This is a genomic window from Micromonospora sp. NPDC049257 (assembly GCF_040678915.1).
In the GTDB taxonomy this organism is placed as follows: Bacteria; Actinomycetota; Actinomycetes; order Mycobacteriales; family Micromonosporaceae; genus Micromonospora; species Micromonospora antibiotica.
Map to the genome: position 1 here is coordinate 1 of NZ_JBFAQU010000021.1, position 22,109 is coordinate 22,109.

18 protein-coding genes and 1 pseudogene are annotated in these 22,109 nt (G+C 74.1%); 11 read left to right on the forward strand and 8 right to left on the reverse strand.

Annotated elements, in window-relative coordinates:
- Positions 1-221 (reverse strand): annotated as a pseudogene (locus tag AB0K25_RS24450) (hypothetical protein); the annotation flags it as partial.
- Between the two features lie 919 nt (positions 222-1,140).
- On the opposite strand from AB0K25_RS24450, the gene AB0K25_RS24455 reads away from it, so the two are divergent.
- Positions 1,141-2,145, forward strand: a complete 1,005-nt coding sequence (locus AB0K25_RS24455) for an NAD-dependent epimerase/dehydratase family protein (protein ID WP_363822905.1) — start codon at positions 1,141-1,143, stop codon at positions 2,143-2,145.
- A gap of 46 nt (positions 2,146-2,191) precedes the next feature.
- Here AB0K25_RS24455 and AB0K25_RS24460 read toward each other — a convergent pair whose 3' ends face one another.
- On the reverse strand, positions 2,192-3,166 hold the full coding sequence (locus tag AB0K25_RS24460) for a nitroreductase (protein WP_363822908.1): 975 nt from the start codon (positions 3,164-3,166) through the stop codon (positions 2,192-2,194).
- A gap of 306 nt (positions 3,167-3,472) precedes the next feature.
- On the opposite strand from AB0K25_RS24460, the gene AB0K25_RS24465 reads away from it, so the two are divergent.
- The gene (locus AB0K25_RS24465; RefSeq protein ID WP_208569920.1) at positions 3,473-4,111 is read left to right on the forward strand and encodes a response regulator transcription factor; all 639 of its coding nucleotides are present in this window, start codon (positions 3,473-3,475) and stop codon (positions 4,109-4,111) included.
- Between the two features lie 25 nt (positions 4,112-4,136).
- Here AB0K25_RS24465 and AB0K25_RS24470 read toward each other — a convergent pair whose 3' ends face one another.
- Together AB0K25_RS24470 and AB0K25_RS24475 are read right to left on the reverse strand one after the other, a co-directional pair.
- Positions 4,137-5,807: a GAF domain-containing sensor histidine kinase gene (locus tag AB0K25_RS24470; RefSeq protein WP_219470809.1), complete on the reverse strand. Its 1,671-nt coding sequence runs from the start codon at positions 5,805-5,807 to the stop codon at positions 4,137-4,139.
- A 96-nt stretch (positions 5,808-5,903) separates the two neighbouring features.
- On the reverse strand, positions 5,904-6,914 hold the full coding sequence (locus AB0K25_RS24475) for a nitroreductase family protein (protein ID WP_255597936.1): 1,011 nt from the start codon (positions 6,912-6,914) through the stop codon (positions 5,904-5,906).
- 184 nt (positions 6,915-7,098) lie between these two features.
- On the opposite strand from AB0K25_RS24475, the gene AB0K25_RS24480 reads away from it, so the two are divergent.
- Complete coding sequence (locus AB0K25_RS24480) at positions 7,099-9,438, forward strand: heavy metal translocating P-type ATPase (protein ID WP_363822910.1); 2,340 nt, start codon at positions 7,099-7,101, stop codon at positions 9,436-9,438.
- A gap of 167 nt (positions 9,439-9,605) precedes the next feature.
- Here AB0K25_RS24480 and AB0K25_RS24485 read toward each other — a convergent pair whose 3' ends face one another.
- The 4 genes from AB0K25_RS24485 to AB0K25_RS24500 all read right to left on the reverse strand — a co-directional run bounded on the left by AB0K25_RS24485 (position 9,606) and on the right by AB0K25_RS24500 (position 14,792).
- On the reverse strand, positions 9,606-10,472 hold the full coding sequence (locus AB0K25_RS24485) for a universal stress protein (protein WP_219468841.1): 867 nt from the start codon (positions 10,470-10,472) through the stop codon (positions 9,606-9,608).
- 73 nt (positions 10,473-10,545) lie between these two features.
- Positions 10,546-12,948 carry a phosphoketolase family protein gene (locus AB0K25_RS24490; protein ID WP_219468843.1) on the reverse strand — a complete coding sequence of 801 codons (2,403 nt, stop codon included), beginning with the start codon at positions 12,946-12,948 and terminating at the stop codon, positions 10,546-10,548.
- Positions 12,949-13,074: 126 nt separating this feature from the next.
- Positions 13,075-13,905: a universal stress protein gene (locus tag AB0K25_RS24495; protein ID WP_219468846.1), complete on the reverse strand. Its 831-nt coding sequence runs from the start codon at positions 13,903-13,905 to the stop codon at positions 13,075-13,077.
- Positions 13,906-13,958: 53 nt separating this feature from the next.
- A complete protein-coding gene (locus AB0K25_RS24500; RefSeq protein ID WP_363822913.1) occupies positions 13,959-14,792 on the reverse strand; it encodes a PP2C family serine/threonine-protein phosphatase in 834 nt (277 codons plus the stop codon).
- Between the two features lie 115 nt (positions 14,793-14,907).
- On the opposite strand from AB0K25_RS24500, the gene AB0K25_RS24505 reads away from it, so the two are divergent.
- The 8 genes from AB0K25_RS24505 to AB0K25_RS24540 all read left to right on the forward strand — a co-directional run bounded on the left by AB0K25_RS24505 (position 14,908) and on the right by AB0K25_RS24540 (position 22,056).
- Entirely contained in the window at positions 14,908-15,144 is a 237-nt protein-coding gene (locus tag AB0K25_RS24505) for an HTH domain-containing protein (protein ID WP_219468848.1), read from the forward strand.
- The gene (locus AB0K25_RS24510; RefSeq protein WP_363822916.1) at positions 15,141-15,722 is read left to right on the forward strand and encodes a Clp protease N-terminal domain-containing protein; all 582 of its coding nucleotides are present in this window, start codon (positions 15,141-15,143) and stop codon (positions 15,720-15,722) included. The genes AB0K25_RS24505 and AB0K25_RS24510 overlap by 4 nt, the downstream gene beginning before the upstream one ends.
- Positions 15,723-15,824: 102 nt before the next feature.
- Positions 15,825-16,832, forward strand: coding sequence for a diacylglycerol kinase family protein (locus AB0K25_RS24515; RefSeq protein WP_363822918.1), 1,008 nt, complete (start codon positions 15,825-15,827; stop codon positions 16,830-16,832).
- A complete protein-coding gene (locus tag AB0K25_RS24520) occupies positions 16,825-17,826 on the forward strand; it encodes a YihY/virulence factor BrkB family protein (RefSeq protein WP_219468857.1) in 1,002 nt (333 codons plus the stop codon). Before AB0K25_RS24515 ends, AB0K25_RS24520 begins: the two co-directional genes overlap by 8 nt.
- Positions 17,827-17,908: 82 nt before the next feature.
- Positions 17,909-19,402 carry a phosphatase PAP2 family protein gene (locus AB0K25_RS24525; protein WP_363822920.1) on the forward strand — a complete coding sequence of 498 codons (1,494 nt, stop codon included), beginning with the start codon at positions 17,909-17,911 and terminating at the stop codon, positions 19,400-19,402.
- Positions 19,403-19,412: 10 nt separating this feature from the next.
- Positions 19,413-20,273 carry an endonuclease/exonuclease/phosphatase family protein gene (locus AB0K25_RS24530; protein ID WP_363822923.1) on the forward strand — a complete coding sequence of 287 codons (861 nt, stop codon included), beginning with the start codon at positions 19,413-19,415 and terminating at the stop codon, positions 20,271-20,273.
- Positions 20,274-20,431: 158 nt separating this feature from the next.
- Entirely contained in the window at positions 20,432-20,950 is a 519-nt protein-coding gene (locus AB0K25_RS24535; RefSeq protein WP_363822925.1) for a SigE family RNA polymerase sigma factor, read from the forward strand.
- Entirely contained in the window at positions 20,947-22,056 is a 1,110-nt protein-coding gene (locus tag AB0K25_RS24540; RefSeq protein WP_363822927.1) for a hypothetical protein, read from the forward strand. The genes AB0K25_RS24535 and AB0K25_RS24540 overlap by 4 nt, the downstream gene beginning before the upstream one ends.
- Positions 22,057-22,109: the final 53 nt, after the last annotated feature.

The following is a 22,109-nucleotide window of genomic DNA, read 5'->3' on the forward strand; positions in this document are numbered from 1 at the left end:
CCGGTCTGCTCGTCGCCCAGGTCGATGCGGGACTGCTCGCCCTGCACGCCGTGCGGGATCAGCTTGCCCTTGTCCACGGCCGGCTTGTCGGCCTGGACGACGGCGACGGGGCTGGTGTCGATGGTGGGGGTGTCGCCGAGGTGCAGCGGGCCGGCGGCGAGGCCACCGGCGAAGGCGAGACCGGCGATACCGAGGACACTCTTACGCAGGATCGTGGTCATGGGGAAGCTCCTTCGGGGGGTTGACACCCACCGGGCGCCCGTGGGGACAGGCGGCTGGGGATGCAGGCACCACGTCGGGGCGCTCATGGGGGAAAGTCCGAGGGGCTCCGGTCGGGGCCTGCCGCTGACGCGGTGGCCGCACGGGCCGGAGTCAGATACAACGACCGGGGTCCCGGGGTCATTCCCGGCGGGTGGCCGGGCCGGGTGGGTGCGGTCGTGCACCGGGTGTAACGACCGGCAGTGGTCGGTCATTCCGCGTCGCGGTGGTGGGTCATTCTGCCGGAGGTGGCTGCATCGGGCCCGGTGGCGGGGCTGCCGCTGCGGCCGTCCACCGGGTGTAACGCATCCGGGCCGGCCGGGATTCCGTCAGGCGGCTCACGGCCGTCACCTCCGTCCGTTTTCCGGACCGCCAGATTCGGACATTCTTCGCCGGGCTGGCGGGCTGGCGGGCTGGCGGGCTGCCGGGCTGCCGGGCTGCCCTTATGCCTGTGCTGGGTGCGGCGTCCCCTGCATCACTGTTGCGCGGAAAGCTATATGCCTGTGCGTCATAAATATGCCTGACAGGCATAACGGAGCCCGAGGAGTTGCCCGTCCCGTGGACCATTTTCAGCCGCTCACCGGTCCGACCGGCCGGATGGCCCGGTGACCGGCGGGATGCCCTCGCCACTCGGTCAGCGGGGACGAGCCCGCCGCCACCGCACTTGCACCGTCGTGACGCCAGTCGACACGCCACCGCCCCTGCCCACCCACACCGGGTGCACCGGGCCGCGCGTGACGTGGACGGAACCGACCCGTATGTCGGTCGACGAAGGACCGGCGGGGGAAGTCGAGCAGTGCTGGCCCGGGTTCTGCCGACGGCAGATCCGCTGCCGGTGAACAGGGTGCCGCATCGGTGCCCCCGACCGGCAGGGTGGGACGGATGAGACTGCTGATGCTGGGCGGCACCGGGTTCGTCGGGTCCGCCATCGTGACCGAAGGGGTACGCCGGGGCTGGACGGTGACGGTGTTCAACCGGGGGATACACGGTGGCACCCCGCGGGGCGTACACCGGTTGCGGGGTGATCGGACCGCGCCGGGCGGGCTGGCCGAACTGGCCGGCGGCGGGTGGGACATGGTGGTCGACACCTGGGACGGCGCACCCCGCGCGGTACGCGACGCCGCCACGCTGCTGCGCTGCGCCGGGCACTACGCCTACGTCTCCAGCGGCTCCGTCTACGCCCCGCCTGTGCGCCCCGGGGTCGGTGAGGAATCGGCGGTGGTGGCGTCGGCGGCCGACGACACCGGCGACGACGACTACGCCCGGTGCAAGGCCGGTGGGGAACTGGCCGCGACCGAGGTGTTCGGGGAACGCGCCCTGCTGGTGCGGGCCGGGCTGATCCTCGGGCCGGGGGAGGACATCGGGCGGCTGCCGTGGTGGCTGCGCCGGGTGGCCCGGGGCGGTGACGTCCTCGCACCCGGCCCGGCCGACCTGCCGGTGCAGTACGTCGACGTCCGGGACCTGGCGGCCTTCACGCTCGACCGGGCCGCCGAGGGCGTGGGCGGCGCGTTCAACGTGATCAGCCGCCCGGGGCACACCACCATGGGCGAACTGCTCACCGAGGCGGTGGCGACGACCGGGGCCGACGCCCGACTGCGGTGGACCGACCCCGAGGTGCTCCTCGCCGCCGGGATCGAACCGTGGAACGACCTGCCGATCTGGATTCCGCCGGGCCACGAGTACCGCTGGTTGCAGGAGCGTGGCGTCGAGAAGGCGTACGCGGCGGGGCTGACCTGCCGTCCGGTGGCCGAGACGGTCGTGGACACCTGGCGCTGGCTGGGCCGGGTGGGGGAGGTCCCGCCCCGCGCGGGGCGGCCGGCGCGGGCGACCGTCGGCCTCGACCCGGCCCGGGAAGCCGCCCTGCTCACCGCGCACCGTCCCGGATGACCCGGACCGCGCAAGTCGAGCGTGGTACAGGCCGGGCGGCGGGGGTTCAGCCGGGTGCCACCGCCACGTCCAGCACCTCGTCCACGCTCCGCCTCGGTGTCGCCACCCCCGGCTGGCCGTATCCGATCCGCATCACCATCTGCGGCGTGCCGAAACGTCCCAGCGACAGCCGTAGCGCCTCCCGCGCCCCCGACACCTCGATCGGCTGCGACAGCATCGACACCGCGAGCCCCGCGTCGGTGGCGGTCAGCAGGACCCGCTGCAAAGCCTGCCCGGCGAGCACCTGGTCGGCGACCGTGTTGCCGGCCGCGCCGAGCACCGCCACCAGCGGTTCCGGTTCGAAGTCGCGGCCGGGGGCCCGGTCGAGGCCGCCGAAGCCCCGCGACGGCAGCAGGTCCTGCGGCTCGGTCTGCGGACCACCGGCGCGGGCCGGCACCCCGTCGGGGGCGGGCTCGGTGCGGACCCAGTCGGCGCGTTCGGCCCGGTAGGCGGGGTCGCGTTCGAGTACCCGGTGGGCGCTGCGGGCGACCTCGGCGAAGGCGTTGACGGGGCCCACCCCGATCACCAGTTCCAGCCAGCACTGTTCGGCGCGGGCCGCCTCGCCGAGCCGCCAGCGGGCGTCGGCGGGCACCGGGTCGGGCCAGAACGGCGCCCGGTTGCTGAACCGGCGGCCGATGGCCGCGTAGAGGCTCTGCTCGGTCGGGGTGGGGCGGCGCGGCAGTTCCGGGACCAGTCGGGCCAGCACGTCCGGGTCGGCCGGGTACGGTCGCAGCCGTACGGTCGCCGGGGTGCCCGCCACGGCCAGGGACAACCGCAGGTTGAACAGGGCCGCCCCGCCGGAGATCCGGGTGCCCCAACCGCTCGGGTCGGTGGCCGGCAGCCGGCGGGTCGGGTCGACCGACACCTCGATTCCGCCGTCGCGCAGTCGGAACCGCCACGGCTGGGTGTTGTGCAGGGAGGGCGCGCGGACGGCGTCCGCGACGGCGGCCCGCAGTTGCGTCTCGGTGTACCCGGTGCCCATGGTCGTGCTCCTTCCGTGGCGGTTCGTGCCGCTCCACCCCGAGCGGGGAACGTGTCGCCCCCGGCCGGCCGACGCCGCCCCCGGTTCCCGGTGGTGGTTCCCCTCCACGGTCCGTCACCGGCAGGTGGGCCGGGCAGGGCCGGACGTCCCGACCCACCGGGCCGCCCTTCCCACTGGCGGAGCGCCCCGTGCCCGACCCGCCAGGCCGGCCCAGTCGGCGTGACACGCGAGGGAGGATGGTGCGACGTGCCAGGTTAGGGACCTTCGGCCCGTGCACGAGCGCGTCCGGGCGGGTAGAAACGAGGGATGATCCGGGTGTTCCTCCTCGACGACCACGAAGTCGTCCGCCGTGGCCTGGCCGACCTGTTGCAGAGCAGCGGCGACATCGAAGTGGTCGGCGAGTCCGGCTCCGCCCAGGAGGCGTCCCGGCGGATTCCCGCCCTCCGCCCCGACGTGGCGATCCTCGACGCCCGGCTGCCCGACGGCAACGGCATCGACGTGTGCCGGGACGTCCGGGCGGTCGACTCGTCGATCAAGGGACTGATCCTCACCTCGTACGAGGACGACGAGGCGTTGTTCGCCGCGATCATGGCGGGTGCGGCGGGTTACGTCCTCAAGCAGATCCGGGGCACCGACCTGGTGGACGCGGTCCGTCGGGTCGCGGCCGGGCAGTCGCTGCTCGACCCGGCGATCACCACCCGGGTGCTGGAGCGCATCCGCAGCGGCGTCGAGCAGCCGCGCGAGCTGAAGAGCCTCACCGAGCAGGAACGCCGCATCCTGGAGTACGTCGCCGAGGGGCTGACCAACCGGGAGATCGCCGGCAAGATGTTCCTCGCCGAGAAGACCGTGAAGAACTACGTCTCCAGTGTGCTGGCCAAGCTGGGCCTGGAGCGCCGCACCCAGGCCGCCGTGCTCGCCACCCGCCTGCTCGGCCAACGCCCCTGACCCACCGACCCCGGCCGCCCGGGGGTCAGTCGCGCAGCGGGACCGACCAGTAGAGCTGGGTGCCGTGCGGCTCGATCCGGCGTACCTCGAACTCGCCGCCGTGCCGTTCGGCGCGTTCGCGCAGGTTGACCAGGCCACCCCGCGCGGCGGCCGGGTCACAGCCCACCCCGTCGTCGGTGACCGTCACGGTGACCCGGCCGGCGTCGACCCGGACGGCGACGGCGACCCGGTTGGCCTCGGCGTGGCGTACCGCGTTGGACAGCGCCTCGCGGAGCACGGCGGTGAGGTCGGGGCGGACCGGTTCCGGCACGGCGCTGTCGATGGGCCCGTCCAACTCGACGGCGGGGCGGAAGCCGAGCGACCCGGCGGCCACGTCGACCGCCTCCCGGATCTCGGTACGCAGCGCCGCGCTCATCGGGGTACGCAGCTCGAAGATGGTGCGGCGGATGTCCCGGATGGTGGCGTCGAGGTCGTCGACGGCCGCGTTGATCCGCTTGGCGACGTCGGGGCGGGCGTGCATCGCGCCGCTCTGCAGTTGCAGGCCGGTGGCGAACAGCCGCTGGATCACCACGTCGTGCAGGTCGCGGGCGATCCGCTCGCGGTCCTCCAGGACCACCAGCAGTTCCCGTTCCTCCTGGCCCCGGGCCCGTTCCATGGCCAGGGCGGCCTGGCCGGCGAAGCTGGCCAGCAGGGTGACGTCGGCGTCGGCGGCCCGGCCGGCGTCGGGCCGGTGGGCCACCACCAGCACCCCGTGCAGGGTGTCGGCGGCGGCGAGCGGGGAGACCACCGCCGGGCCGGCGACCACCGGCACCGGCCAGGGTGCCGCCTCGGCCAGGTTGTCGAGCAGTTCCCGGCGACGCTCGGTGACCGAGCCGGCGAAGCTGGTCTCGCTGGCCGGCAGCAGCGCGCCGACCAGCCCGTCGGCGTCACCGTCGGCGGAGTCGACCACCTCGACGGTGAACTGCCCGGCGTCGTCGTCGTAGAGCAGCACCAGCGCCAGCTCCGCCTCGGCGACCTCGCGGGCCCGGCGGGCCACCAGGGTCAACGCGTCGGTCCGGCGTACCTCGCCGAGCAGCACCGAGGTGATCTCGGCGGTCGCGGCCAGCCAGCGTTCCCGGCGGTGGGCCAGGGCGTAGAGCCGGGCGTTCTCGATGGCCACCCCGGCGGCGGCGGCCAGCGCCACGACGATCTCCTCGTCGTCCTCGGTGAACTCCGCCGCGCCCTGCTTCTCGGCCAGGTAGAGGTTGCCGAAGACCTGGTCGCGGATGCGCACCGGCACGCCGAGGAAGCTGTGCATCGGCGGGTGGTTCGGCGGGAAGCCGTACGACTGGGGGTGCTGGGTGATGTCGGGCATGCGGACCGGGCGGGGCTCGTCGATGAGCAGGCCGAGCACCCCCCGCCCGTGCGGCAGGTCACCGATCTTCGCGTGCAGCTCGGCGTCGATGCCGTGGGTGATGAAGTCGTGCAACAGCCGGTCGGGACCGATCACGCCGAGCGCGCCGTAACGCGCACCGACCAGCTCGCAGGCCGCCTGCACGATCCGTCGCAGGGTGCTGCGCAGGTCGAGGTCGGTGCCGATGCCGACCACCGCGTCGAGCAGCGCCCGCAGCCGCTCCCGGCTGGTCACCACGTCGCCGACCCGGTCGAGCATCTCCTGGAGCAGCTCGTCGAGGCGGACCCGGGACAACGGGCTCAGCCCCAACGAGGGGACCGGATGGTCATTGCGGGAAGCAGGGGTGCTGGCGGCCACGCGGGCGAGTTTAGCGCCCGGTGACCGCCCGGCACGAGATCGTCAGGACCGCTGGTCGCGTACCGCGGAGGTGTCGACCACCTGCGCGGCCGGCAGCCGCGGGGTGTGCGGCGGGCCGGCGTGCGCCGGGTCCGCGAGCCCGATCCGCAGCACCAGGTACGGGTAGCCGAGCCCACTGAGCAGTTGCCGCAGCTTCTGCCGGGTGCCGGGCACCTCGACCACGCCGGACAGCGGCACCACCGACACCCCGTGCCGGGTGGCGGTCAGCCACAGTGCGGAGAGTGCCTCACCGGCCTCCAGCCAGCTGTCCGGTTCGTCCTCGTCGCCGTAGAGCAGCCCGTAGACGGCGGCCTTGTCGTGCCCCGGCCCCACCGGGAGGTTGCCGGGGCTGCCGAAGTCGCGGGCCGGGACGGTGGTCTGCGGCTGGTCCTGCGGCAGCACCTCCGGCGGCAGTCCGGTGCCGGTGTCGGCCCGGTGGGTCCAGTACTGCAACTCCTCGCGCGTCTGCGGGTCCTCCGCCTCCACGGTGCCGGCGTGCGAGGCGGTGGCGGCCAGCTCCATCACCTGGTCGGCGTCGAGGATCTGCAACCGGGCGCCCTCGTCGTCCGCCGCGCGGGTGATGTCGTCGACCACCTCGGCGGGCACCGGCTCGTCGCTGACCGGCCGGCGGTCGGTGTGCCGGACCTGCATGCACTGCACCAGCCGCATCGCGTCCGGGTCGGCCCCGGCAGGGGTCAGGCCGGTCAACCGGGCCAGCAGGTCCGGTTGCTGCGGGTCGGGCAGCCGCTCGACCACCGCCGTCCAGCCTTCGGCCGCCAACGCCACCCGGGCGTGGTGCAGGGCCGCGCCGCAGCTGAGCGCCAGCAGGCGGCCCTCCGGGTCGGCGGCGGTGAGCTGCCGGTCCCGGACCACCCGCAGTTCCAGGGCGTCCGGCAGGACCCGCCAGCGCCACGGCTGGGTGTTGTGCACCGACGGGGCGTGGCCGGCCGTCGCGGCTGCCTCCGCGAGCGCGGTGGTCAGCGGGCGGTCCGTCGCGGGCGTCTGGTGGCTCATCGGCACGACCTTTCCGTTTCTCCCATCGTGCCCCACCCGGTCGGTCCACGGGCGGGGATACCGTCCCATCCTGCCCCGTCCGCCCCGGTACGGACACGGCGGCAGGTCCCACCCGGACGGGCACTTCGGCCTGTCGTTTTCCCGTTCGGCGCCACTGACGCGGTGCCGTTGGGACGATCCGCAGGTGGGCACGGAACAGCGGGAGTGCGTTCCGGGGCGACCGGTCGGCCGGCGTCGGGCGCGTTGGCGTGAGTGGACGCCGCTGACCCTGCTCGCCGGGGCGGTGCTGGTCGGGGCGGTCCTGTGGGCGGCCGGTCGGCGGGGAACGGCCGACGTGGTCTGGGCGGCGTCGACCCTGGTGGCGTTGGTGCCGGCGGTCTGGGCGGTGCTGCGTCAGCTGTGGCGGCGGCGGTTCGGGGTGGACGTGATCGCGGTGCTGGCGTTGGCCGGTGCGCTGCTCGTCGGGGAGTACCTGGCCGGTGCGGTGATCGCGGTGATGGTGGCGACGGGGCGGGCACTGGAGGCGTACGCGCAGGGGCGGGCGACCCGCGACCTGCGTGCCCTGCTGGAGCGGGCACCCCGGCGGGCACGGCGGCGTACCCCCGACGGGGGCGTCGAGGTGATCGGACTGGACCGGGTCGCGGTGGGTGACCAGCTGCTGGTCGGGCCGGGGGACGTGGTGCCGGTGGACGGTGTGTTGACGGCCCCGGCGATGCTGGACGAGTCGGTGGTGACCGGGGAGTCGCAACTGGTGGGCCGGGCCGCCGGGGAACAGGTGCCCAGCGGGGTCGTCAACGCCGGTGCCGCCGTGGGTCTGCGGGCCACCCGGGACGCGGCGGGCAGCACCTACGCGGGGATCGTCCGGCTGGCGCGGGAGGCGACCGCCCACCGGGCCCCGACGGTACGGCTCGCCGACCGGTACGCGGCGGCGTTCGTCCCGTTCACCCTGGTGCTGGCCGCGGTGGCCGGGGTGTGGTCGGGGGAGTTCGTCCGGGCGGTCGCGGTGCTGGTGGTGGCGACGCCGTGTCCGCTGCTGCTGGCCACCCCGATCGCGATCGTCTCCGGGTTGTCGCGGGTGGCCCGGCGGGGTGTCCTGGTGCGCGACGGTGGTTCGCTGGAGCTGCTCGGCCGGGCCCGTACCCTGCTGCTCGACAAGACGGGCACGCTGACGGCGGGCCGGCCCTGGGCGGCGGAGACGGTGGTCGCTCCCGGCGGCGACCGGGACGAGGTGCTGCGGCTGGCCGCGTCGGTGGAGCAGCTCTCCCCGCACGTGCTGGCCGTGGCGCTGGTGCGGCAGGCCCGCCAGCGGGGGCTGGCGTTGGCCACGCCGACGGAGGTGACCGAGGAGCCGGGGCGCGGGGTGAGCGGCCGGGTCGACGGCCGGCTGGTGCGGGTCGGGCAGCTCGGTGGTGACCTGCCCGACTGGGCGGAGCTGGCCCGGGACCGGGCCGAGTTGGCCGGCTGGTCGACGGTGTGGGTGAGCGGCGACCAGGGCCCGCTCGGCGCGATCCTGCTGGCGGACCCGGTCCGTCCCGATGCCCGCCGGACGGTACGCCGGCTGCGGGAGGCCGGGTTGTCCCGGTTGCTGCTGCTCACCGGGGACCGGCCGCGTACCGCCGAGCAGGTGGCCCGGCTGGTGGGGGTGGACGAGGTGCTGGCCCGCTGTTCGCCGCAGGAGAAGGTGGACCGGGTCCGGCGGGAGTCGCGGCGGGCGGTCACCGTGATGGTGGGTGACGGGGTGAACGACGCGCCCGCGTTGGCGGCGGCGCACGTCGGGGTGGCGATGGGGGCGACCGGGGCGACCGCGTCGGCGGACGTCGCCGACGCGGTGATCACCGTGGACCGGCTGGACCGGCTCGCCGACGCCGTCGAGATCGCCCGCCACGCCCGCCGGATCGCGGTGCAGAGCGCCGCCGTCGGGATGGGGTTGGCGGTGCTCGCGATGCTGGTCGCCGCCGCCGGTCGGCTGCCGCCGGTGGCGGGCGCCTTCCTCCAGGAGGGCATCGACGTGCTGGTCATCCTCAACGCGTTGCGGGCGTTGCATGGTGGGCTGCGCCGTCGGGACGTGCCGCCGACCACCCGCGCCCTGCTCGACCGGTACGCCGGCCAGCATGCCGGCGTACGCGACGTGCTCGCCCGGGTACGTGACACCGCCGACCTGGTGGCGACCCGGCCGACCGCCGAGGGGTGCCTGCCGGCGCTGCGCGACACGCACCGGCGGCTGACCGACGAGGTGCTGCCGCACGCCGACGCCGAGGAGCGGCAGCTCTATCCGGCGTTGGCCGGCCCGCTGGGCGGCGACGAGGCGACGGCCACGATGAGTCGGGAACACGTGGAGATCCACGGGCTGGTGGACCGGATCGGCGGTCACCTGGCCCGGGCCGACGGGCGGTTGCGCCCCGACCAGGTGCCCGACCTGCTCGCCAGCCTCTACGGACTGGACGCCGTGCTGCGCCTGCACCTGGCCGGGGAAGAGGAGGACTACCTTTCCCTCGATCCCGCCCCGCCCACCCCAGGGTCCTGATCCACTCGCCGGCTCAAACCGTCGGTACCCAGGCGGCGTCCCGCCGCTCGCGGAACGCCGCCACGCCCTCGCGGCCCTCGGCCGCCGATGTCGCGGTGTCAGGTCGTTCGGGACACCGCGACATCGGCCCGCAAGTTGATCACGCAAAGCCGCCCCGGTCGGGGTGGTCAGCGTTCGCGGACGACCGCTACCGGGCAGTGCGCGTGCTGGATGAGCTGCTGGCCGACCGAGCCGAGCAGCATCCCGCGCAGCCCGCCCCGTCCCCGGCTGCCGACCACCACGAGCTGTGCGTCCCGGCTCGCCTCGACGAGCGCGGCGGCCGGCCGGGCCGGTGCGATCTCCACCGTGACCGGCACCTGCGGGAAGGTCTCCCGCCACCCGGCGAGGGCCTGGTCGATCTCGGCCCGGTCCGCCGCGAGCCGGGCCTCGGCGTCCGGGTCGGAGGGCCGCCAGCGGTCGTCCGGCGGTTCGAAGGCCCGCAGCACCCGCAGCGGGGCGTCGCGTTGCGCGGCCCGTTCCACGGCGAACCCGAGCGCGGTGACGGCCTGATCGGAGCCGTCGTAGCCGACCACCACCGGCCCGTCGACCTTGGCCTGCGCCTCCCGCACCACCACCACGGGGCAGTGCGCGTGGGCGGCCACCGACACCGCCGTGGAGCCGGCGAGCAGACCGGTGAAGCCGCCGTGGCCCCGGCTGCCGAGCACCAGCAGCCCGGCCTCGGCGGAGCGTTCCTCCAGCACCAGCGCGGGCGGGCCGTCGAAGACCTCGCCGTGCACGGTGACGCCGGGCCAGGCGGCGGTGGCGTCCGCGGCGGCCTTGTGCACCAGTTCCTCGACCTGCCGTCGGGCGTCGTCGTCCGGCCAGACCCCGGGGGCCACCCCCGGGCCGACCCAGCCGGCGACGGTCATCCACTCGAAGACGTACGCCAGCCGGACCGGGCGTCCGCTGCGCCGCGCCTCGGCCAGCGCCCAGTCCACGGCGACGCCCGCGTCGGCGGAACCGTCGTAGCCGACCAGGATCTCGTCGGAGTTCATCGTCTCGTCCTTTCCTGGCTGGTGGGGCGTGGTGGGTCGGCCGGTGACCGGCCCACCACGGACCCCGGCGGTGTCACTGCCCGTCGAGCTGCTGCGGTTGGGTCTCCCGGATCCAGCGCCACTCGGCGACCCGGGGGTCGTCCTCACCGTGGCGGCGGGTGTGGTCGCGGCAGGCCTGCCGGGTGTCGACCATCTCCTGCCGCAGGTGGGCGGCGCGGGCGGCCAGGCCGGGCACCCGGTCGATGACGTCGATGACCAGGTGGAAGCGGTCCAGGTCGTTGAGCATCACCATGTCGAACGGCGTGGTGGTGGTGCCCTCCTCCTTGTAGCCGCGCACGTGCAGGTTGTCGTGGTTGGCCCGGCGGTAGGTGAGCCGGTGGATCAGCCACGGGTAGCCGTGGTAGGCGAAGATGATCGGCTTGTCGCGGGTGAAGATGGTGTCGAACTCGTTGTCCGGCAGGCCGTGCGGGTGCTCCGACGACGGCTGGAGCCGCATCAGGTCGACCACGTTGACGACCCGCACCTTCAGCTCGGGCAGGTGCTGGTGGAGCAGGTCGGCGGCGGCGAGGGTCTCCAGGGTCGGCACGTCACCGGCGCAGGCGAGCACCACGTCCGGCTCCTGACCGTCGTCGGTGCTGGCCCAGTCCCAGATGCCCAGGCCGCGCCGGCAGTGCTGGACCGCCTCGTCCATGGTCAGCCAGTTCGGGGCGGGCTGCTTGCCGGCCACCACCACGTTGATGTAGTGCCGGCTGCGCAGGCAGTGGTCCATGGTGGAGAGCAGGGTGTTGCCGTCCGGCGGCAGATAGACCCGGACGACCTCGGCCTTCTTGTTGACCACGTGGTCGATGAAGCCCGGGTCCTGGTGCGAGAAACCGTTGTGGTCCTGTCGCCACACGTGGCTGGACAGCAGGTAGTTCAGCGAGGCGATCGGCTCCCGCCAGGGGATGCCCCGGGTCACCTTCAACCACTTGGCGTGCTGGTTGACCATCGAGTCGACGATGTGGATGAACGCCTCGTAGCTGGTGAAGATGCCGTGCCGGCCGGTCAGCAGGTAACCCTCCAACCAGCCCTCGCAGAGGTGCTCGGAGAGCACCTCCATCACCCGGCCGTCGGGGGAGAGGTGGTCGTCGGTGGCCTCGATCCGGCCGTCGAAGGCCCGGTCGGTGACCTCGAACGCGGCACCGAGCCGGTTGGAGGCGACCTCGTCCGGGCCGAACAGCCGGAAGGTCTGCGGGTTGGCGGTGATCACGTCGCGGACCCAGGTGCCGAGCACCCCGGCCGCGCCGACCACCGGCTCACCCGGCTGCTTGACGTCGACGGCGTAGTCGCGGAAGTCCGGCAGGGTCAGGTCCCGCAGCACCCGCCCGCCGTTGGTGACCGGGTTGGCGCTCATCCGGTGCTCGCCCTTGGGCGGCAGCGCGGTCAGCTCGGCGACCGGGGCGCCGGTGGCGTCGAAGAGCTCCTCCGGACGGTAGCTGCGCAGCCAGCGCTCCAGCTCGGCCCGGTGCTCCGGGTTGTCGCGCACCTCGGCGATGGGCACCTGGTGGGCGCGGAAGGTCCCCTCGACCTGCTTGCCGTCGACCTGGGCCGGGCCGGTCCAGCCCTTCGGGGTCCGCAGGATGATCATCGGCCAGCGGGGGCGCTCGACGTGGCCGCCGGAGCGGGCCACCCGCTGGATCTCGGCGATCTCGTCGCAGGCCCGGTCCAGGGTGGCCGCGAGGAGCTGGTGCACCTGCGTCGGGTCGTCCCCGGCGACCAGGTACGGCTGGTAGCCGTGGCCGCGCATCTGGTTGAGCAGGTCCTCGGTGGGGATCCGGTCCATGACCGTCGGGTTGGCGATCTTGTAGCCGTTGAGGTGCAGGATGGGCAGCACCGCGCCGTCGCGGGCCGGGTTGAGGAAGACGCTGGACTGCCAGCTGCCCGCCAACGGGCCGGTCTCCGCCTCACCGTCGCCGATGACGCAGGCCACCAGCAGGTCCGGGTTGTCGAAGGCGGCGCCGTAGGCGTGGCTCAGGGCGTACCCCAGCTCGCCGCCCTCGTGGATCGAGCCCGGCACCTCCGGTGCGACGTGGCTCGGGATGCCGCCGGGGAAGGAGAACTGGCGGAACAGCCGCTGCATGCCGGTCTCGTCACGGCTCACCGAGTGGTACAGCTCGCTGTAGGTGCCCTCCAGCCAGGTGTTGGCGACCAGCGCCGGGCCGCCGTGGCCGGGGCCGGTGACGAAGATCGCCGACAGGTCCCGGTTGACGATGACCCGGTTGAGGTGGGCGTAGAGCAGGTTCAGGCCGGGGCTGGTGCCCCAGTGGCCGAGCAGCCGGGGCTTGACGTGCTCGGGGGCGAGCGGCTCGCGCAGCAGCGGGTTGTCGAGCAGGTAGATCTGCCCGACGGTGAGGTAGTTCGCCGCCCGCCAGTAGGCGTCCAGCCGGCGCAGCTCGTCGTCGGTCAGGGGGCTGTGCAGGTCGAGAGCGGTGTCCATGCTGCCAAAGCCTCTCGCGGGTCGGGGAGTTCTGCACCCGGAAGCGCCGATTCGCCCCGGGCAGACCCAGTCTTCGTGATTGCCCGGTCACCGGTCAGGGCCGTTGGTCCCGCCCTCGCCGGGTCGTCATGCCCCGCCCGCCCCGGCGGAAACCAACCCACGGACGACGATGACCGGCGCGGGCGCGTGGTAGAGCAGGGTCTGGCTCACCTCGCCGAGCATCCCCCGCCCCGGCTGGTCGCCCCGGGCGCCGACCAGCGCCACCTGCACCGACCGGGACTGCTCCACCAGGACGGTCCCCGGATCGCCGCGTACGGTGTGGCACTCCGCCGGCACGTCCGGATGGTGCCGGCGGGCCTGGCCGACCAGCGTGCCGAGCACGTCGTCGCCGTCGTCGGGTCGTCCCGGCTCGATCACCCGTACCGCGATGACCCGGGCCCGGCGGCGGGCGGCACAGCCGAAGGCGAAGGCGAGCGCGGCCCGGGAGCTGGGCGAGCCGTCCACGCCGACCAGCACCGGGCCCGGGGGCGGTGGGTCGCGGCGGACCACCAGCACCGGGCAGCCGGCACGGGCGGCGAGCTGCACGGCGGGCGCGTCGGCGGGTACGCAGCCGCCGCGGCCGGCCATCCCGCCGTCCCCGATGGCCACCAGGAACGCCGTCCCGGAACGGCGGATCAGGGCCTCGACCGGTGCCCCCTCGACGATCTCCCCACTGACCGGCAGCCCTGGTTCGACATCGTTCGCGGCCGTGGCGGCCCGGGCGACCAGTTCCTCGGCGGCGTCGCGGCTGCCGGCGACCGACGGGCCGGCCAACGCGGCCTCCCAGTCGAAGGCGTGCAGCAGGGCCAGGTCCCGGCCGTGCGCGGCGGCCTCCCGGGCGGCCAGCCGGACCGTCGTGAGGTCCGTCGGCGCCGGCCCGACACCGACCACCACCGGCCCGCCCGTGGACCCGGTCATCCGGTTCACCTCCCGGGCGCCCGCACCTACGCCCCGCGCCGTCCCCACCGACGCTAGTCGCGCCGGGGGGGCGGTGGAGCCCGATCAGCCGGACGGGTCGGTCCGGTCCCCGGGTGTACGCGCAGCACGATGGCGGTGGCGTTGTCGCTGCCGCCCTCGGCCAGGCTCGCGGCGAGCAGGGCGCGTACCGCCCGGGTCGGGTCCGGCTCGGCGAGCAGTTCGCGTAGCCGGTGGTAGTCGAGCTGGTCGCTGACCCCGTCGGTGCAGAGCAGCCAGGTGTCGCCGGGGCGCAGCGGCACCCCGAGCAGGTCCGGGTCGGGCCGGTCGGGGTGGCCGAGGTAACGCAGCAGTTGGTAGCGGGCGCGGGACGCCTCCCGGGAGTTCGCCGGCCACCAGCCGTGCAGCACCCCGAGCCAGGCCATCGTGTGGTCCACGGTCACCAGTTCCAGCAGCCCGTCGCGCAGCCGGTAGGCCCGGGAGTCGCCGAGCTGGACGATCCAGGCCAGTTCGCCGTCGGGCGCGGCGAGCAGCGCGGTCAGCGTGCAGCCGGCCAGCTCGTCGACGGCGGCGCCGGCCCGGCGTACCCGGATCTGGGCCTCGGTGACGGCGGCGCGCAGCTCGCGGGGGCCGACGGCCGGCCAGCCGGCGTGGACCAGTTCGCGCAGCGTGTCCCGCGCGGTGCTGCCGGCGACCCGGCTGCCCTCGCCCTCGCCCATGCCGTCGACGACCACCGCGAACGGTAGTTCCGGGTCGACGTGCAGGACGTCGAAGTTGGCCGAGTAGCGGTGACCGGCCACGGTGCCGCCGGCGATCTCCCACTCGATCCGGCCGACGGGCAGCCGGCGGGCCGCCTCGATGGGCTGGTCGGTGGTGCGGCGACGGAACACCAGCGGACGGTAGCACCGTCGCGGGCCTGGACCGGGGTGTCCGGCGTCGTGTCGGCGCAGGTCGGGTGCGTCAACTATGGTTGACAGGGCCGAATTGTCAATGTAAGTTGACAGCATGAGTCGGGCAACGGAACTCGCGGCAGCCGCCGGCAGCACCGACCCCCGGGTCGGCCTGCGCGCGGTGCTCGCCCTGCGTCGGCTCCTCGAACGGCTGGAGGTGGTCCAGGTGGACAACGCCCGACGGCAGGGCTGGTCCTGGCAGGAGATCGCCGACGCGCTCGAGGTGAGCCGGCAGGCGGTCCACAAGAAGCACGCCGGGCGACCGGCGGTCCGAGGAACCTGGGAGGAATGATGTTCGAGCGGTTCACCGATCGGGCCCGCGCCGTCGTCCGGAGCGCGGTCGAACAGGCCCAGCGCGACGGGCGACGTCCCGTCGGCACCGAACACCTGCTGCTCGCCGTCCTGGCCGACACCGATGCGCTCGCCAGCCGGGTGCTCACCTCCGCCGGCGTCGACGCCGACGACCTTCGCGCCCGGATCCGGCGGCACGTCGGTGATGGCGGGCTCGGGCTCGGCGAGGCGGACGCGGCCGCGCTGCGCGAGATCGGCATCGACCTCGCGGCCATCGTCGCCCGGATCGAGGACAACTTCGGCCCGGACGCCCTGCGCGAGGCGGTCCCGGCCCCACGTCGACGGTGGCGGCTGCGCCGGCCGGTCGGCGGGCCCTTCTCGCCCCGTTCCCGCAAGGTGCTGGAGTTGGCGCTGCGCGAGGCGCTCCGGCTGCGGCACCGGCACATCGGCACCGAACACCTGCTGCTCGGCGTGCTCCGCGAGGGTGGCGGCCTGGGGGCGGTGGTGCTGACCGAGGCGGGCGTGGACCTCGACGACCTGCGCCGACGGGTCGAGTTGGCGCTGCGGACGGCGGCCTGACCGGTCGAGTAGGTCCCAACCCGGATCAAACCTGTTTGCGGTCAATGCAACGTCGGTCGTCGTCGGGTCGCTGACCCGGCCGGGGTGCTGCACACTGACGCCGTGGACGGTGCAGAGCAGAAGCGTACGGTGACCGACGGCGACCGCGCCCCGCGCTCGGCGGTGGTGGTCAACCCGACGAAGGTGACTGATCTCGACGAGTTCCGCGCGACCGTGGACGAGGCGCTCGCCGCCGCCGGTTGGCCGGCCCCGACCTGGTACGAGACCACCGCCGAGGACCCCGGCCGGGGCCAGACCGAGCAGGCCGTCGCCGCCGGGGCCGAGCTGGTCTTCGCCTGCGGCGGCGACGGCACCGTGATGGCCTGCGTCACCGCGCTCGCCGGCACCGACGTCGAACTCGCCGTGCTGCCCCAGGGCACCGGCAACCTGCTCGCCGCCAACCTCGGGCTCTCCAACGACCTGGCCGCCGGCCTCCAGGTGGCCGTCGAGCGCGGACGACGCCGACTCGACGTCGGCGTCGTCGACGACCGGTGCTTCGCGGTGATGGCCGGGATGGGCTTCGACGCGCAGATGCTGGCCGACACCTCCGAGACCACCAAGGCCCGGATCGGCTGGCCCGCGTACGTGGTGGGGGCCGCGAAACACCTGCGGGACCGGCCGATGCGGGTCACCATCCGCATCGACGACCGGCCGCCGATGCGTCGCCGGGCCCGCTCCGTGCTGATCGCCAACGTCGGGCGGCTCCAGGGTGGGGTGCGCCTGCTCACCGAGGCCGAGCCCGACGACGGCTGGCTCGACGTCGCCGTGCTCACCCCGCGTACGCTGCGGCACTGGCTCACCATGGGCTGGGCACTGGTCCGCCGGCAGGGCAGCGTCCCGCAGATGGAGGTCCAGCGGGCCCGCAAGGTCGTCATCACCAGCAACCGGGCCCAGCCCCGGCAGCTCGACGGCGACCTGATCGCACCGGGGCGGACCCTGACCGCCGAGATCAGACCCGGGTCGCTCTGGCTCTGCGTGCCGCGCCCGGCCCAGGACCCGGATCTGGCGTACGACGCCGACGCGGCGGCGCAGCGCGGCGAGAAGCTGATCGAGGAAGCCCGCCGTGAGTAGCACCAAGCTCGTCCCCGAGACCCGGTTGATGGCGTCGGACGCACTCTCCGCCGACGACGCCTGGCGTACGCTGCGCCGGCTCGGTGGCTGGCAACTGCTGCGGGACGCGTTCATCCGGTTCCGCTACGGCGACGGGTTCAGCCACTCCCGCGCGTTCGCCCTGCAACTCTGCCTCGCCGTGGTCCCGTTCCTGATCGCGCTCACCGGCCTGATCAGCGACCTGGGTGTCGAGGAGGGCGGCCGGGTGGTCGCCGACACCGTGCTGGCGCTGACCCCCGGGCAGAGCGAGCAGGTGGTGCAGGATCTCCTCGGCGACGGGGACCGCACCGAGAGCACCGGCGAGTTGGCGTTGACCCTCGGCCTGATCACCGGCCTGGTGGCGCTGACCACCACCATGGCCCAGATCGAGCGCGGCGCCAACCGGATCTACGGCGTCGAACGGGACCGCCCCGCGCTGTGGAAGTACCTGCGCGCGGCGGTGCTCGCCGTGGTCGCCGGCCTGCCCGCGCTGGCCGGGTTCCTGATCCTGGTCGGCGGCGGGGCGATGGGCGAGTCGGTGCAGCGCCACTACGAGTGGGGTGATCTCGCCGCCGGCCTCTGGGAGGTGGTGCGCTGGCCGCTGAGCCTCGTGCTGACCGTGGTCGCGGTGGCGGTGATCTTCCGGCACGCGCCCCGACGCAAGCAGCCCGGCCTGTCCTGGCTCTACTTCGGCGCCGGCATCGCCACCGCCCTGTGGTGGCTGGCCAGCCTGCTGCTCGCCGCGTACGTCAAGTTCAGCGGCGGCTTCGGCCAGACGTACGGGGCGTTGACCGGGATGATGGCGTTGCTGCTGTGGGCCAACCTCACCGGCATGGCGCTGTTCGGCGGGTTGTCGTTCGCCGCCCAGTTGGAGGCGATGCGGATCGGCGCTCCGGAGCCGGCCCAGCCGGACCTGTGGGAGCCCGAGGCCGAGCGGGAGGAACTGCTCGACACCGGTGACATGACCGCACTCTGAGCCCGCCACACCGGACGGGCGTGTACGGGACGGCAGAATCGGGTACAGCGCGCCTCGCCACGTTGACGCAGGGAGGTGCGGGGTGACCGCGGTCAAGGACACGACGGCCCGACGGCCGCTCGGCCATTTCGCCGAACGGAGCGTCGCCGGCCTGCTGGCCGTGGCCGGCGCGGGCGTGGCCTTCGGGCTGCTGCTGATGCTCGTCCGGTTCAAGTGGAGCCCGATGTACCACGCCGACCACGAGGCGGCCGAATGGTTCAACGGGCTCGTCGCGCCGCACCACGCGTTGGTCACCGTGCTCCAGGCGGTCACCGACCTGGGTGGCCGACCGGTGCTGATCTGGCTGGTCACGATCGCCGTGGTCACCCTGCTGATCCGTCGCCAGTCCCGGCTGGCGGTCTACCTGATCGTGACCGGGGTGGGCGGGCTGATTCTCGACCCGTCGCTCAAGGCCCTGGTCGGCCGGCTCCGCCCGGTGGTCGACGTCCCGGTGGCCAGCGCACCCGGCAACAGCTTCCCCAGCGGGCACGCGCTCGGCTCGTTCGTCGCGTACGGGGCGTTGCTGCTGGTCTTCCTGCCCGCCATGGCGCCCCGTTGGCGTAAGCCGGCGATCGCCATCGTCGCCGTGCTGGTGGCGCTGATCGGGTTGACCCGGATCGCGCTCGGCGTGCACTTCGTCTCCGACGTGATCGGCGGCTGGCTGCTCGGCGCGGCCTGGCTCGGTGTCACCGCGTACGCCTTCCGGCTGTGGCGGCGCGAGCGTGGCCGGCCGGTGTCGTCGCTGAGCGAGGGGCTGGAACCGGAGGCCGGTGACAAGATCACCCCCGCCCCGGCCGAGGAGCACGTGCTGGAGCACCCGCGCTCCGCCGTAGCCGAGCTGCTGGTCGGCTGGGTGATCGTCTTCGGCGCGCTCTACGCCTTCGGCAGCTACGTCAGTTACCACGCCAAGGGCACCATTCTCGAGACCCTGGACACCGACGTCCCGCGCTGGTTCGCCGCCCGGCACACCGACTTCCTCACCGAGCTGAGCTGGTGGTGGAGCAAGTTCGGCGACACCCACGCCATCCTGATCGTCTCGCTGGTCTTCTGCCCGCTGGTGCTGGCCATCTGGAAGCGGTGGCGCCCGGTGCTCTTCGTGGTGCTGGCGCTCTTCGGCGAGCTTAGCCTGTTCCTCGCCTCGGCCCGGGTGGTGGACCGGCCCCGACCGGCGGTGGAGAACCTCGACGGGCAGATGCCCACCTCGTCCTTCCCGTCCGGGCACATCGCCGCGACCACCTGCCTCTGGCTGGTCATCGCGATCATCGTGTTCGTCCGTACCGACCGCTGGTGGCGGTGGCTCTTCGTGGCGATGGCCGTGATCATGCCGGTCGGGGTGGCGGTTTCCCGGATGTACCGGGGCATGCACCACCCGACCGACTTCATGGGCGCGCTCATCCTCAGCGGCCTGTGGATCGGCCTGCTCTACTGGGTGATCCGACCCAACGCCGACGTCTACGAGGGCAACCGGCCCGAGATCGAGTCGGAACAGGTCGACGAGCTGGACGACGAGCTGGCCAAGGCCGGCCGTCCCGGGTGAGCCGGCCACCGTGCTGCGGATGATGACCTGGAACATCAGGACCGGCGGTCGGGACCGGGCCGGCCCCGACCGGCGGGACCTGGTGTGCCGGGTCGTCACCGCGCAGGCCCCCGACGTGCTGGCCGTGCAGGAGCTGCGCGGCTTCGACCGGCCGGAGGTCCTGGCCGGGTTCGCCGACCGGGTGGGGATGCGCCCCCACCTGGCCCGCAGCTGCTTCGGCCAGCCGGTGGCGGTGCTGGTCCGCCCGCCGTGGCGCATCCGCTCCGCCGGGCCGGTCCGTCGACCGTTGCACCACGCGGCGCAGCGGGTCGAGCTGGCCACCACCGCCGGCCCGCTCACCGTGTTCGGCACCCACCTCGACCCGTACACCGGGCTGCGGCGGCGCATCGAGGCCGGCTGGCTCGCCCGTGCGGTAGGCCGCGTGCCGGGGGAGTTGGCGCTGCTCGCCGGTGACCTGAACACCCTGGACCCGGGCACCGACCACGCCGACCGGGTGGCCCGGCTGCCGGCGGCGTACCGGCGGCGGCACCTGCGCCGCGACGGGCGGACCGTGGACACCCGGGCGGTGGCCCGGCTGCTCGCCGCCGGCCTGGTCGACCTCTGGACCCACGCCGCCGGGCCGCCTGAGCTGCCCCGCGTCGGCGGGCCTGCCGATCCGACCCGCGCCGCCGGCCCGGCCGAGGTCGGGTTGACCGCGCCGACCTGGCACGGCGGTGGCGTCGAGTTCTCCGGCATGCGGCTGGACTACCTGCTCGGCACCCCGGCGCTCGCCGCCCGGCTGCGCGACGTCCACGTGGTACGCGGCGGCGACACCGAGTACGCCTCCGACCACTACCCGGTCGTCGCCGAGCTGGACCTCGACCCGGCCTGACCGCCCACCACCGAACCCGTGCAACCCTTTCCGGTCCCGCCGGCATGTCAACGGAGCCGGCTGGCGTCCGTTCTGAGTTCTCTCCCCCGTGCAACCGTTTCCATACCGGGGGCCATCCGTACGGTGACAGTGCCAGCGTCCGGGACGGGGAGTGGTCGATGCAGGCGACGCAACGGCAGGAATACGTCGACTTCGTCACGGTGGCGATTCCGAAGCTGCGCCGCACGGCGTACCTGCTCACCGGGGGCGACGCCCACCGCGCCGACGACGTCGTGCAGCAGACGCTGACCCGGCTCTACGTCAAGTGGGGTCGGGCACGGGCGGCTGACGACATCGGGGGGTACGTGCACCGGATGCTGGTCAACGCGTTCCGGCAGGAGCGCCGGTCCCGCTGGTTCGGGGTACGCCTGCTCGACCGCCCGCCGGAGCCGGAGCCCAGGGGAGTTCCACCGACCGACGCGGTGGTGAACACGGTCGCGGTGCGGGCCGCGTTGGCGGCGGTGCCACCCGGCCAGCGGATGGTGCTGGTGCTGCGCTTCTACGCCGACCTGAGCGTCGAGCAGACCGCCGAGGCGCTGGGCTGCTCGGCCGGCAACGTCAAGAGCCAGACCGCGCGGGGACTTGCTGCGCTGCGCCGGCAGTTGCCGCTGACGGAGCCGACGGAGGTGAACCGGTGATCCACGACGACGAGACCCTGGTCCGGGAGATGCTGACCCGGGCCGCCGACGACCTGCCGGCCGGGGGGCCGGGAGCAACGGTGTTGGTGACGGCGGGGGAGCGCGCGGTGCGGCGTCGCCGGCTGGCCGTCGCCGCCACGGCGGTGATCACCGCCGTGGCGTTGCTCGGCGTCACCGCACTGCTGGGAGTACGGCCGCCGCCGACCCCGGCCGACCGGACCTGGCCGCCGACGGTGGCACCCACCGCCTTCGATCCGGCCCGGCAGCTTTTCCGGTTGACCTGGCTACCGGCCGACCTGTCCGAACGGAGCCTTCGTACCACCGCTGACCGGCAGACGACCCTGGCGCTCCGCGCCACGCCGGTCGGGGTGGCCCGGACCGACTTCCGGGCCGGCAGCGTCACGGTGACCGTGGGCGCGCGGGGGGTGGACTTCTTCACCGACCAGCTGAGCCGGGACAACAGCAGCGCGGGAAAGCTGCGCAACGAGCCGACACCCTGGGCCACCCCGCCGGGCTCACCTGTCGATCCGGTGCAGGGGCACCCGGCGTTCCTGCACACCAGCCCCAACCGCCAGGAGACGGTGCTCTCCTGGCAGTACGCCCCGGACGCCTGGGTCACGATCACCGGGTTCACCCTCGACCGGCCGGCGGAGGTGCTGCGCCGGGTGGCCGCGGGGATGGTGTGGGAGCGGCAACCGGTCCGGGTGCCGTTCCGGCCGGTGGCGCTGCCGTCGGACGCCCGGCTCTACCAGGCCCACCTCAGCTGGCGGGACGGGCAATGGGGCAGGGCCGTTCTCGACTACCGGCTTCCCGGCTCCTCCGCTGCCGGTGGGGACCTGACCGTCGGCCTGGAGCGTGGCGACCAGCCGGACGACCCGACGGGCGTCGTGCAGGGCCGACCGGCGTGGATGTTCGGCCAGAACGGTGAGTCCGGCAGTTGGTCGGTCGGTGCCGTTCCCGGCTGCGCCGGCTGCCGGGGGGTGGTGGGAACGTGGAGTCCGGCGGGCAGTGCCGCGCTCGGCGGCGAGGACGGTGCCCGGGACCTGGCCGCCGCCGTCCGGCCGGTCGCCACCCACGACGACGAAGCGACCTGGCGACCGCTGTGACGCCACCCGGCGGGGGCGGGCACGCCGACCGGTCCCCGCCGTCACCCGAACCC